The following is a 12,948-nucleotide window of genomic DNA, read 5'->3' as shown; positions in this document are numbered from 1 at the left end:
GTTGTTAGCAGTAATGTAATCATAAAAAAGAGTCCTCCTAGCGGGGGCTTAAAATATTCTTTCTGAAACCACAGCGTTTTTAATTATTCTATTATTATCAAGTGCATCATTTTGTAATTTTTTGAGTATTTAGATAATCAATTAAATAATTTATGAGAGTCAGAGAAAGTATTTAAAAGTCTGGAGAAAGGACAAAAATGTTTACAACACTAAGAATATAATAAGAAAGAAATCTAATGTCTCAGCATTAAAATTGAGACATTAGATTTCTTTACTTATCTTATAAAAGGTTGGTAAAAATAAGAACGTATAAAAGACCTATACAACCAGTGCAGAATAATACTATGGTACCTAGATTAGTAATTTTCTTTTCTACTTTTGCGAATAATTGTAATTTCTTTATATAATGATTTAAAGTGACACCACCAATAAAGAATATAATAAATTCAAGATATTCATAATTTAGCAATGAAACTAAACCATAAAGAAGAATCAAACCGAGAGCAAAATTCGCTAAAGATGAATATACAATAAGTTGCTTTTGAGAAATATTAAACCCCTCCCTTATTAAAGGTACAACAATAATACCATAGTATTCATTTATATTAAATTAATTAAAGTATACTAATTTTTAATATTAATAATAAGCTTATATTCGGTTCACAAAAAAAAGTTAATATTGGTATAATTGCGAAAAAGGAGGATATTTTTTGCGAATCCATAAGTTTTTTACAGTTTTTGTTGCGGTATTTGCTATTAGTTTTGCTGTTACTGGTGACAGAACATCAGCTGCTACGGAAGGAAGTTTACTAGAAATTGGTCCAAGTTGCGTAGATCCAGGTTTTACTGTTGTTAATCAAGGTGTTATAACAAATGCTCAGCTTGGTGAACTTATTCCTGAATTACAAAATACGTCTACTGGAACAGGTGCAGCAACTGTTGTACTTGGATATATAGGTTCACTTGGGGTTCCAGTTGGCGGATCTCTTGGTGCTGTTTCATTTCTGGCAACTAGTATGATGTATTCTCAAGCCAATATGTATCAATCTGCATATTTACAAGGTCAAAATCTTTACTACTATGTTACAAATAATCCTGATTTCAATGGATATAATGCACGTCATATAGTGGATTGGGTACCAACTCAGTTAAATCTTTGTTAGCAAGTAAAAAGACATGTAAAGGAACCCGTATTAAGGTTTCCTTTACATGTTTTTTGTTTAAATAGTACTAGAGGAGCTAAAGAAATATTGTCAGATAAGCTACTTCAGGTTATTTTATTGTTCCTAGTCCTTTTTTGTGTATGATAATAAAAAAGGAGGCATGACCATGGATAAGTTGAATGAACTTATAATAGAATATGAATTGGATTTAAAACTGCTATTAAAAACCAATTGAAATTAAAGTGTTTGAATTCCTGATAAATACTGAGCCAGATACTCAGCAACCTTGTTCTTCATTAGGTGTGGAAATAACGTCACATTTTGCCGATACTCTCGACACACAAATAAGTATTTGCAACAGCCTTTCTCATCGCGTCCTTGATCGTAAATAGTAAGACCCTTCTTGTACATGTTTCTTTTAACTTTTCCGATGTCAATCCCAACTTTATTTGTTACTTTTTCAAGGTAATTTAAATACGTTCGTTCAAATTTCAACCCAACCTTTTTAAACTTTCCCATGTCTTTTTCTAATACTTTTCTGACGAGAGGCAAGTAAATAAAAAGATGATCTCTGTATTGAACAGGGATCATCTTTTTTTAATTCCATTGGTATCTGTAGTGATTATAATAAATCATGTATTGTTTAATTTCTTTTTTTAATTCCTCTAAAGTTGTACATATCTTAATAGAGGCTTCATCTTTAAGATGGCCAAAGAAAGATTCTTAAGGGGCATTGTCCCAATAGTTTCCTCCTCTTGACATGGATTGTTGTAATCCAAGTTTTTTTACCGCTTTTTGAAATACTGGATGTGTATAATGGACTCCTTGCTCTGAGTGAATCAATACATCTTTAGCCTTTTTAAAATGCCTATTCTTCTTTAGCTTCGTAAGGGTGTCTGTAGCTAATCAATGGTTATTCGTTCCGATACATGGTAGGCTAAAATCTCACCTGTGAAGCCATCTTTTATGGTTGATAAATAAGCTTTTTGCTCCTTACTGTAAAAAAATAAGTGATATCTGTTAAAAGAACTTCTCCAGGGATATCTTGCTTAAAATGACGGTCTAACAAGTTTGGTACGCCCCTGTGCTCTTGTGTCGTCTTCATCATTCGTCGATAGGGGTTAGCCTTTCTAATCGGACAAATAATCCTGTATTTCTTCATGATTCGTCTAGTCCGTTTCAAATTGTAGACCAGGTTAAATTGACCCGCCAACTTCATTTTGATTTGGCGTGCTCCTTTCTTACGTCTTTTAAAATGAAAAGCTTTTAGAATCACCTTTTGTAGCTCCTGATCTCTAGCCTCTTTTTCTGCTCTCCGCATTTGTGACCTTTCAGAGAAATAGTTATAGTAACCAGAGCGAGATACACCAGCCGCATCACATAAATACCCCACCATATTCTTTAAATGATTTTTCTCTATAACGGTTCGGATGAGGATAAATTTTTGAGCTGGGGGTAATGTGATTATTTTCTCCTCATCCCCCTTTCTGCAAATCGTATCTTTTTTAGAGTTCATTTTCCACCTTTAATAAACTGTGTTTAGCCTCTAATCTTGCGTATTTTTCCACTAATGTAAGCTCTCCTTCACGATGTCTTCCTGAGTTCTCTCCTCTTGTGTCACGAAGTCCGACTACTCCATTTTTTTCGATAGGCAGCACGCCACCTTTTACCTGCGCTCTCACACGAGCCATTCCCAAAACGTCCGTATCAAATCCACTTTGCTCAAATATCTCTCTAGGTAGCTTTCCTTTCTCATTTTCCTCAATGAAGAGATGCTTAAACTCGTCGGTATAGGTTATTCCCTTTGAACTTATTGATTTAACATAAGGATTACTAGAAAGAGTTTTGATATCTTTCTCCGTAAAAATCTTTTTACTCATAATTTCTCCATCTCCATGTGCATTTCTCTAGTTGTTTTGTTTATTATACAAAAAAGTACCCTAAGGTAGACTTTTTTTAGTGTCTACGCTATAGGGTACATTTTAAAAAGACTAATTAAAGAAGACTTTTTATCGGATATCTCATTACCGAGAGAGATAAAAAAAGATCGTGCTTGGAGCGAAGAAAATATCATAACATTCTTAGATGCTCCAAAGCGGATTTTAAATCTAACTAAGAATTATATAGGATTTGTTGGTTCCTTGACAACGAAATAGATATTATAGGCGACGATTATCACAAGTATAATCTAATTGTTTGTACTCAAACAGGAAATTGGGTGCATCCTAACAACTTTAGGAGAGCATTTAGAGTAACTATTAAACAATTAGACTTGCCAAGGATTAGGATGCATGATTTACGTCATACTCATGCCACTTATCTACTCTCTAAACGAATTAATCCAAAGATTATTCAAGAGAGACTTGGTCATAAAAATGCAAACATTTTATTAAACACATATGCTCATGTATTACCGTCAATGCAACTTGAAGCAGTAAGTAAGCTTGATGATTTATTTAGTAAAAGTGACTTGAGGTAAATTATCATAAAAAACATTGCTGCATCAATGTTTTTTACACGGAGACTTCCATGAGGATTGTATGAATATTATTATGAATGATTTAATTGAGCTCATGGACCCACGCTATATCGAAGTATGGGGCAAATTTACTCCTCGTGGTGGTATTTCCATTGATCCGTATACAAACTACGGAAAACCAGGAACAAAGTATGAGGGAATTGCGAATTATCGTTTGATGAATCATGACTTGTATCCGGAGAATATTGATAATAGATGATTCCTGTTAGCACCTGATTTTACTAGCTATTAACGGTTTTTTTATGACTTTTTATGTGATAGTTTTTAAAAATCGAATATAAATGTAAGGTATTGTTTGTATGACGATGGATTATACGGGCATTTGGTTAGGTATTATTTTCTGTTCTGCTAAATGAGATCAGGAAAATTTAAAGGACCTCAATTCTCTAGAGGCCACTGAAAAACAGACTACTCGTAAAAATAAGGTGCGAGGTCTCCCATCCTTCACTATTCCCGCAGGAGTCTCCGGGCATTGCACTCGCTCCGTTTTGGTGTTCAAAAAAGATTGGGGCCAACTATTAGCAAATTACTTTGGATGAAGTTCCTTTTCCTTTAGTCATAGAATCCTACTTTTTCAGTGGCTTCCAGGACGCGGAGCATGATTTTCGGGAGCAGTGAGTAGAACGCCATTCTTCGCCATCCACTAAATATCCAATAAATAGAACGAGAACTGGTGACATTTTAAAAGAGTAAAATGTCACCAGCTTTTCATATCAGAGGAGGGTTTTGTCCCATCCTTTTCTTAAGTCTATTCCATTAAACCTTCACCAAATCCCATTCCCCTTGCTGGTATGCTTTTCTAATATCCGAAATAAAGTATAACGACCCTGTAATAATAAGCATCTCATTCTCTTCTAGTGATTTGAGCGCTTCCTTAACGGCTTCTCGCCAATCTGCCTGCAACGATTTTTGCTCCATTGGTGCATTCTCGTAAAGCTGCTTCGCTGTCGCCGCTTTAAAAAATTCAAATTCCGTAAATGTAAAGTGGACGTCCATGTTTTTAAATGGGGCGAGTAAGACTCCCGTGTCCTTTTCCTTTGTTGCTGAAAAGACAAAACGATAATTTCTTGTTGGATACTGAGACTTTAACGTTTCTGCTAATGCTTGTAGCCCTTCCTCGTTATGGGCTCCGTCAATAACAACTAATGGATCGTCATTTAAAATTTCAAATCGTCCGATCCAGCTTGTTTGCTTAAGCCCTTTAAGGATATGCTCTTCCGTTATGTGAAGCTTATGCTTTTCCTGTAATAACGTAATCGTTTTTAGTGCAACACTAGCATTTTGTAACTGATGCTCCCCTTTCATCTCAATGACGGCTTTTTCAATGCTCGATTCATCAGATAAATAGGAAAAATGTTGCTCTTTTTCATTCATTTTTTTCTTTTGATATGAAAAATCTTGGTTTAATTCATATAGCTTGGCGTTCATCTTCCTGGCCACTTGTTGGATCACGTTCGCTGCTTTGGAATCAAGGACGCCTGAAATAACGGGAACTCCCTGTTTAATAATCCCTGCTTTTTCGTTCGCGATTTCCTCAATTGAATTTCCTAATATATGCATATGATCATGCCCAATCGAAGTGATAACAGATGCAATCGGTGTAAGAACGTTTGTTGAGTCAAAGCGTCCTCCTAACCCAACTTCCATTAAAACAAAGTCCGGATTTGATTGATGAGCAAAATGCTCAAAAGCCATCGTTGTAATCACTTCAAATTCAGTCGGGGAACCGAGTTCTGTTTTGGCAAGCTCTTCAACAAGGGGACGTATTTTATTAGCCGCACTCAAAAGATCTTCTTCAGAAATCGGAACACCATTTAAAGAAATCCTCTCTTCAAAACATTCAATAAAAGGTGAGGTGAAAGTACCTACCGAGTAACCAGCGGATTCAAGGATATTTCGTAAATAACTCACTGTTGACCCTTTTCCATTCGTCCCTGCTATATGTATAAACGTCGATTTTTCCTCTGGATGGCTAAGACATTCGAGCATCCATTCCATCCGTTTTAATCCTGGCTTAATGCCAAACGGTAATAAACTATGAATCCAACTAATCGCTTCTGATGCCTTTTTCACCTTTTCCAACCCCTAGCTTATGTGCTCATAATTTCCTATTATACAGATCGTTAGTCGGTTGTTTCAATGATTTTATATTAAGGAAAAACGCCCCTAACTTATTTCATAAAAATAACAGTGTCAACGGATAGCTTCATTTCATTTCATTTCCAATCTATTCCAACCCTATTTCCCTATGAACTCTTCCTTATTTTTAACAATTTAAGAATCTCTACTAATATTCCATCTTTTTAAAGCTATATATAAGTTTGGAGGTGTTTTTGTGAGCAAAAAATTAATGATCGTTTTGTCCGTCACCCTTTTCTTTTTTTTAGTTGCGTGCACTAGTAATAACGAAACAGATGACCCACCTGAAGAAGACATCATTCATGAAGAACAATCCAGTGAAAATGAAGATGTTTCAAGTAATGATGCAGAAAATGAAACCACTGAAGGTAATAAGGTGGAAACAGCAGAAGTAGAAGAAGCGACTGAAACAGATGCTCTCACAAATGAGGCGTTTTTTGCAGAATTTAAGCAGGCTATGAACGCTTTAGAAAGTTATGAAATTGATGTTTTGATGGAATTAGGAGCACAGTCGATGGGCGAAATTTCTTACGCGACGTTAACAATGGCTGGTGAACTATACGAAGACTTTACCTACGCTTATATCGAATTAACAGTTGAAGAAAATGGAGAATTTTCAAGGTCTGAATATTATCAAGACTATGATGTCATGTATTTAAATGAGGGCGAGAGCGGCTGGCTCAGTGGTCCAAGTGAGCCACTTGTTACTGACTCTGATACGAGTTATACAAACATCGCTAACGGCTTGCTTGAGATCCAAGATATCGTTACCGTTGAGGAGACGACTTATCATTACGAAATTCAATATTTTGGAAATGATATCGATGTCTTTTATGCCTTTCAAAAACCTTTTGATTTATCCTTTCAAGGCTTTAACTTAGAGAAGCATTTAGAAATGGAGCTTTTTATTTATGTAGATAAAGAATCGTACCATATGTATTCCTTCACATTTAATATTTTAGCCGATAATAATGAAAGTATTGCCTACATTGAAACGAATGCAACGTTTGATCGTTTTAATGAAATCGGAGAAATAATCGTTCCTGAAGAAGTCGTAGAAAAAGCAAATAACAATACTAATTGATAAGAAGATTTATGTGAATATGCTTATAGCCGCATCCTGCTTTAAGTTTAATATGTCGACAAGGATTTGGCCTTCTTTGCGGCTCTTTGATTCCTTTTGCGGCTTTGATTCAATCGTTTTTGGAATCATAGCAGGTCTTTGATTCCCTTTGCTGCTCTGATTCATATGCTTTTGACATCATTGCAGCCCTTTGATTCCCTTTGCACCTCTTATTAAATCGCTTTTGGAATCATAGCAGGTCTTTGATTCCCTTTGCGGCTTTTATTCAATCGCTTTGGGCTTCTTTGCGGCTCTTTGATTCCCTTTGCACCACTTATTCGATCGCTTTTGGATTCATTGCGGCTCTTTGATTCCCTTTGCGGCTTTTATTCAATCGCTTTGGGCTTCATTTATGCCCGATGATTCCCTTCGCGTCCCTGATTCAATCGATTCGGGATTCATCGGGGACCTTTTAGACTCAAATAAGCAAAACTCCCCATCTCATAAGATAGGGAGTTTCACTTTCATTTAATCAACTTTAGCCTTGTAATTCAGCAATTCGTGCTTGAACTGATTCGCGCTTTGCCGTGTAATCGGCTTGTTTTGCTTTTTCTTCTTCAATCACTTTTTCGGGTGCTTTTGCTAGGAAGCCTTGGTTGTTCAATTTTTTCTCAACCCGCTCTACTTCCTTATTGAGCTTTTCTACTTCTTTTCCAAGACGGGCAATCTCGGCATCGATATCAAGAAGTCCAGCTAATGGTAAATAAATTTCCACTCCGGTTAGCACGTTTGACATTGATTTATCTGGAGCCGTTAAGTCTGTTCCCATTTCGAGCTTACTAGGATTACAGAATTTCACAAGATATTCTTCGCCACGCTGTAATTGGTCGAGAACATCTGCACCCTTCGCTTGAACGACCATTTCAATTTGTTTGCTCATTGGCACATTTAACTCTGAACGAGTGTTACGGATCGAGCGAATAATTTCTTTTAAAAGCTCCATATCCTTGTTCGCTTCAGGGAAAATATACTCTTCAACCTTTGTTGGCCAAGCAGCAACAGTGATCGATTCGCCTTTATGTGGCAAGTGCTGCCATATTTCCTCGGTAATAAACGGCATGAATGGGTGTAATAAACGCATCGTTTGATCCAAAACATAGGCTAAAATCGAACGAGTCGTTTTCTTTGCCGCCTCATCTTCACCATAAAGTGGTAATTTCGCCATTTCAATATACCAGTCACAGAAATCATCCCAAATGAAGTTGTAAAGAAGACGACCAACCTCACCAAACTCATAAACTTCAATTAAACGAGTCACATCTTCAATCGTTTCTTGAAGACGAGTTAAAATCCATTTATCAGCGATTGATTTTTCCCCACTGAAATCAATTTCATCATATGTTAAGCCTTCCATATTCATTAAGGCAAAACGGGAAGCATTCCAAATTTTATTGCCAAAGTTCCACGTTGATTCAACTTTTTCCCAATAGAAACGAAGGTCATTTCCAGGTGAGCTTCCTGTTGCTAAGAAAAATCGCAACGCATCGGCTCCATATTTGTCAATGACTTCAATTGGGTCAACTCCATTACCGAGTGACTTACTCATTTTGCGGCCTTCAGAATCACGAATTAACCCGTGGATTAAAACATCTTTAAATGGACGCTCTTCAGTAAATTCAATACCTTGGAAGATCATTCTTGATACCCAGAAGAAAATGATGTCATAACCTGTTACAAGGGCACTTGTTGGATAGTAACGTTTGAAATCAATTGCCTGCTCATCTGGCCACCCCATTGTTGAAAATGGCCATAAAGCGGAGCTAAACCATGTATCTAATACATCCTCATCTTGATGCCAATTTTCAATATCTGCTGGCTCTTCACGCCCTACGTATAATTCGCCTGTTTCTTTATGATACCAAGCTGGAATCCGATGCCCCCACCATAATTGTCTCGAAATGCACCAATCACGAATATTTTCCATCCAACGAAGGTACGTTCCTTCAAAACGGTCTGGAACAAAGTTAACTTTGCCATCTGTTTGTTGAAGTTTTATCGCTTCATCCGCTAATGGCTGCATTTTAACAAACCATTGTGTCGATAAATATGGTTCAACAACGGCTCCACTACGCTCTGAGTGACCAACTGAATGCATATGGTCTTCAATTTCGAATAAAACGCCCGCTTCTTGAAGATCGCTAACAATTTTTTTACGACAAGCAAAACGGTCTAACCCTTGGTACTCATCCGCATTTTCGTTCATCGTCCCGTCTTCATTCATAACTAAAACACGTTCAAGATTGTGACGGTTTCCAATTTCAAAATCATTCGGATCATGGGCAGGGGTAATTTTTACCGCACCTGAACCAAATTCCATATCCACATAATCATCAGCAACGATTGGAATTTCACGGTTGGTAATTGGTAAAGTCACGGTTTTTCCGATTAAATGTTTATAGCGCTCATCTTCAGGGTGAACCGCAACTGCCGTATCCCCAAGCATCGTCTCTGGACGAGTTGTCGCAACATTAATTGAACCACTGCCATCCGTTAATGGATATTTCATATGATAAAATGCCCCTTGGACATCCTTATAAATAACTTCAATGTCCGATAAAGCGGTTTTCGTTTGCGGATCCCAGTTAATAATATACTCGCCACGGTATATTAACCCTTTTTCATATAAGGAAACAAATACTTCACGAACCGCTTTAGATAAGCCTTCATCAAGCGTAAAACGCTCACGTGAGTAGTCAACTGAAATCCCTACCTTCGACCATTGGTCACGGATAAAGCCAGCATACTCTTCTTTCCATTCCCATGACTTTTCTAAAAACTTCTCACGTCCTAATTCATAACGATGCGTACCTTCTTCTTTTAACTTTGCTTCTACTTTTGCTTGGGTTGCAATTCCGGCATGGTCCATTCCTGGTAGCCATAACATGTCATAACCTTGCATCCGTTTTGTTCTCGCAATAATATCTTGTAGCGTTAAGTCCCAAGCATGACCTAAATGTAGTTTTCCGGTTACATTTGGTGGTGGAATCACGATCGAATATGGTTTTTTCGATTCATCTCCTGTCGCTTCAAAAAACTTACCATCAAGCCATTGTGAATACCATTTCTTTTCCGTTTCTTGTGGATTATATTTGGTTGGCATTTCATGGTTTTGATTTTCCACTGTCATCACTCCAATTATTTGATTTACTTTCATTTAGTTTACTCTGTCAGTTACATAACCTACGCGTTCCGCGGGTGAATCCACTATGAAGGAATACTTTTAGATGAAGTTTTTCTCTTTTAGTCAAATGAATCTCACTATTTCAGTACCTTCATCATTTAAAAATACGAACCTAAACTTTACATTTTATTCCTTTTAGAACATACAAAAACTCCCTTCATCCAAAGGACGAAGAGAGTTGATTCGCGGTACCACCTTTGTTTACACGAATAAAAAACATTCGTGTACACTCAACATGTTAACGGGTTTTCCCGACTTAACCTACTGACTTTCAGTTAAGTTGCTCATAGGCGACCTTCCATTCATACATCTTAAAGAATCTTACAGCCAAGGATTCTTCTCTCTAAAAGGTTCTGAATGTACTCTTCCTAATCAAAGCTTTTTGCCATTATAAAAGAATATGTATACGTTATTTTACTCAACCTGAATGTTAATTGTCAATATAAGCATCGCCCATTTTTCGCTTTTTATACAACTTCACTTCTGAAAATGTTCCAGTTAGTCCCCATTTCCACTTTGTCGCATAGGCTATAATATCCAAACTGTACAAAAGGAGTTAGCCGTCATGCGAAAACGAATGCGTTATTATCAGAAACCATGTCGCCCCCCTTGGTGGTTAAAAATACGGACGATCTGTGCTCAAATTCTTGTTCCACTCATTTGCTTTCAATTTATTCGAACCATTTTACTCCCGACAGCCTTCGATCTTTTTTTACTAACGATTATGGTTGTGTTATATTGTTCGATTTGGTTTAAATTGTGGTAAAAATTTATCATAGAAAAAAACGTTCCCTTCACTTGAAAGAGAACGTTCTTATTGTTGTTCCTGTTCTTGTTCAACAATGAGCTTTTGCGTCAGCCTTTGCACCTTTCTCATTGAAAGGAGCCTTTTTTCTAAACGTTGGACATGCTCAATTTCACTTTTAGCCCGTTTTTTTTGAACATATGCTTCCACCGCAAACACAATTGGTTCAGGAAAGTTCAAATAAGCACAAAGAAGATGTTTTTCTTCATCAAGTAATGGTAAATGTTTTTCATAACGAAAAAACCATTTTAACACTTCCTCTTCAGACCACATCGCCTTCGGAAAACTATAGCGGCAAAAGCCTGCAATGTCTCGAGCTGGTGTATCAAGGCTCGCTCGTTCAAAATTGATAAGTAGAGGTTCATTTTCCATGTTAATAATCGAATGGGAGCGCGACAGACGTCCATGGCATAAAACGGTTCGATACTTTTCTTTCTCTAAACAAATCTCATACCATTTCTCTAAATGATACTCCGCACGCTCCGCCATCTGATCGAGCATATAAGAATGGGTAATAAAAGAAAGCTCAAAAGGAGACATATACGTCTTAGCCTCGGCTAGGTCAGCAAAACGAGAAAGTTCGAGTCGCCTCAATTCCCAATGAGATAATAAGCGATTATACGACTTTTCGATTGTCTCCTTTGAAAATTTCTGTGTTTGTACGGTGACACGATGCACAATCGCCATTTGAGCAATCAGCTTTTCTTCCTGCGATTCTCTTCCTAAATATTCAACAGGCTCGACCCAAGGCATCAAATAATACGTATGGGAATCAGTCGAAATCGTATACTCCCCGTATTTTGTTGGAATAATGGGAATCACTTGATGATAATTATGTTTGGAAAGCATCCTCATCGCTTGCACAAACTCATCCGCTTGAAGCGGTGTCATCGTTGTTTCCTTTAGGGCAAAATCTCCACGAGGAGTGGAAATTCTTTTGATTTTTCCATGATCTTCAATCGCCTGAGGGTAAACATCGTAATAAAATAAAATCGATGAATACGGATTCTCTTGTTCTTGCCTCATCTTGAACTCACCTTCTTTTTCTGATCTAACCATCGACTCATAAATGTAACGAGCTTTTTTGAGCGCTCCCATTCAACGAGTGAAAAGCGGATAGCTTGTTCAATCTCATGATCCGTCACATCGGTCCTTTGAATTTCTTCCGCGACTCGATTTAATTCATAAGGAATCAGGCATTCAGCGATAAATAACATCACTTGCTCATCAGGAAAACCTTCAACCGTTCGCATCGTTTCTACTACTTTTTCTAACGATTCCTCTCCATGCTCTTGGATCCAATAAAGAAAAAGCTGGCGTAACCCTTGATAAGAGCGGACTGGAGCTTCAACGGTTCCATTCCAAAAAAGAACTTCATACACTTTTTTCGCTTGCCTAACCGAATAAATGCTGTCCATTAACGGTACTTGCTCACCACCAGCTAACTTGACTAATTGCTCGGCCTTTTTAACCCGAAAATGCACTTCTTTTAAACAATCTGATAAAATGGCTCTCTGTTCACTTTTGATAACGGGTAACAAGTTAGAAATCTCTTCGTACTTACGTGAGAAACGTTTTTGTACCTTGACTTCAGTTTTGGTTGATTGTCCAAAACGAATCATCGCTCCGAAAAGCGTTCCCCATTCTACCTCCTTTCCTTTTTCCAAAAAATAATCCTCAATTTCATCATGAACAGTAACCCAGCCATCTTTCCACTCAACATACGGTTCTTCCGCTTTGGTACGAATCATTCTATCCACTAACACACGAGGCGTGACACTACAACAGTCACGCCATTCGATATGCCAATCTAAGATTTCTTTATTAAGCCAGTATTGAATTTTTTTTCGACCTTGATCCGTTTCAAGAATGGCTTGATTAATAAATTGAGCTTCCTTCCATTGATAGTTTTCTTTAAGCCCATCCAATAATTCCATCCGTTTACTCCTTTTATAAAAAGCGGAGTCCGTTTGCCCAGAAGCGAGAAAATCAAGGATC

The 12,948-nt window shown here is 37.2% G+C and carries 9 protein-coding genes, 2 pseudogenes and 1 other annotated feature; of the genes and pseudogenes, 5 read left to right on the top strand and 6 right to left on the bottom strand.

Annotated features, from left to right (window positions below; all coding sequences use genetic code 11):
- Positions 1 to 710: 710 nt before the first annotated feature.
- Complete coding sequence (locus AA0017_RS02925) at positions 711 to 1,163, top strand: hypothetical protein (RefSeq protein ID WP_413379364.1); 453 nt, start codon at positions 711 to 713, stop codon at positions 1,161 to 1,163.
- Positions 1,164 to 1,400: 237 nt separating this feature from the next.
- Here AA0017_RS02925 and AA0017_RS02920 read toward each other — a convergent pair whose 3' ends face one another.
- A complete protein-coding gene (locus tag AA0017_RS02920; protein ID WP_413379362.1) occupies positions 1,401 to 1,754 on the bottom strand; it encodes a hypothetical protein in 354 nt (117 codons plus the stop codon).
- A gap of 6 nt (positions 1,755 to 1,760) precedes the next feature.
- A pseudogene (locus AA0017_RS02915) lies at positions 1,761 to 3,043 on the bottom strand (IS3 family transposase).
- Between the two features lie 248 nt (positions 3,044 to 3,291).
- Between AA0017_RS02915 and AA0017_RS02910 the strand changes: the two are divergent.
- The gene (locus tag AA0017_RS02910) at positions 3,292 to 3,642 is read left to right on the top strand and encodes a tyrosine-type recombinase/integrase (protein WP_413382350.1); all 351 of its coding nucleotides are present in this window, start codon (positions 3,292 to 3,294) and stop codon (positions 3,640 to 3,642) included.
- A gap of 37 nt (positions 3,643 to 3,679) precedes the next feature.
- Positions 3,680 to 3,901 (top strand): annotated as a pseudogene (locus AA0017_RS02905) (NADPH-dependent 7-cyano-7-deazaguanine reductase QueF); the annotation flags it as partial.
- A gap of 557 nt (positions 3,902 to 4,458) precedes the next feature.
- Here the strand turns inward: AA0017_RS02905 and AA0017_RS02900 are convergent.
- Positions 4,459 to 5,775, bottom strand: coding sequence for a bifunctional folylpolyglutamate synthase/dihydrofolate synthase (locus AA0017_RS02900; protein WP_413379360.1), 1,317 nt, complete (start codon positions 5,773 to 5,775; stop codon positions 4,459 to 4,461).
- Positions 5,776 to 6,037: 262 nt separating this feature from the next.
- Here AA0017_RS02900 and AA0017_RS02895 point away from each other — a divergent pair, with 262 nt between their 5' ends.
- Complete coding sequence (locus tag AA0017_RS02895; protein ID WP_413379358.1) at positions 6,038 to 6,925, top strand: DUF6612 family protein; 888 nt, start codon at positions 6,038 to 6,040, stop codon at positions 6,923 to 6,925.
- Positions 6,926 to 7,442: 517 nt separating this feature from the next.
- Here the strand turns inward: AA0017_RS02895 and AA0017_RS02890 are convergent.
- Positions 7,443 to 10,091, bottom strand: a complete 2,649-nt coding sequence (locus AA0017_RS02890) for a valine--tRNA ligase (protein ID WP_413382346.1) — start codon at positions 10,089 to 10,091, stop codon at positions 7,443 to 7,445.
- 215 nt (positions 10,092 to 10,306) lie between these two features.
- Positions 10,307 to 10,530, bottom strand: a binding site (T-box leader).
- Positions 10,531 to 10,710: 180 nt separating this feature from the next.
- Between AA0017_RS02890 and AA0017_RS02885 the strand changes: the two genes are divergently transcribed.
- Positions 10,711 to 10,911, top strand: a complete 201-nt coding sequence (locus AA0017_RS02885) for a hypothetical protein (RefSeq protein WP_413379356.1) — start codon at positions 10,711 to 10,713, stop codon at positions 10,909 to 10,911.
- A 48-nt stretch (positions 10,912 to 10,959) separates the two neighbouring features.
- Here the strand turns inward: AA0017_RS02885 and ysxE are convergent, their stop codons facing one another.
- Positions 10,960 to 11,976, bottom strand: a complete 1,017-nt coding sequence (gene ysxE, locus AA0017_RS02880) for a spore coat protein YsxE (protein WP_413379354.1) — start codon at positions 11,974 to 11,976, stop codon at positions 10,960 to 10,962.
- Positions 11,973 to 12,887, bottom strand: a complete 915-nt coding sequence (locus AA0017_RS02875; protein ID WP_413379352.1) for a hypothetical protein — start codon at positions 12,885 to 12,887, stop codon at positions 11,973 to 11,975. The genes ysxE and AA0017_RS02875 overlap by 4 nt, the downstream gene beginning before the upstream one ends.
- Between the last annotated feature and the right edge of the window lie 61 nt (positions 12,888 to 12,948).

Source organism: Alkalihalobacillus phoenicis, from assembly GCF_047302405.1.
Lineage (GTDB): Bacteria > Bacillota > Bacilli > Bacillales > Bacillaceae_D > Alkalihalobacillus.
Note: the sequence above shows the minus strand (reverse complement) of the source record. Positions and strands in the feature narration are given on the sequence as shown.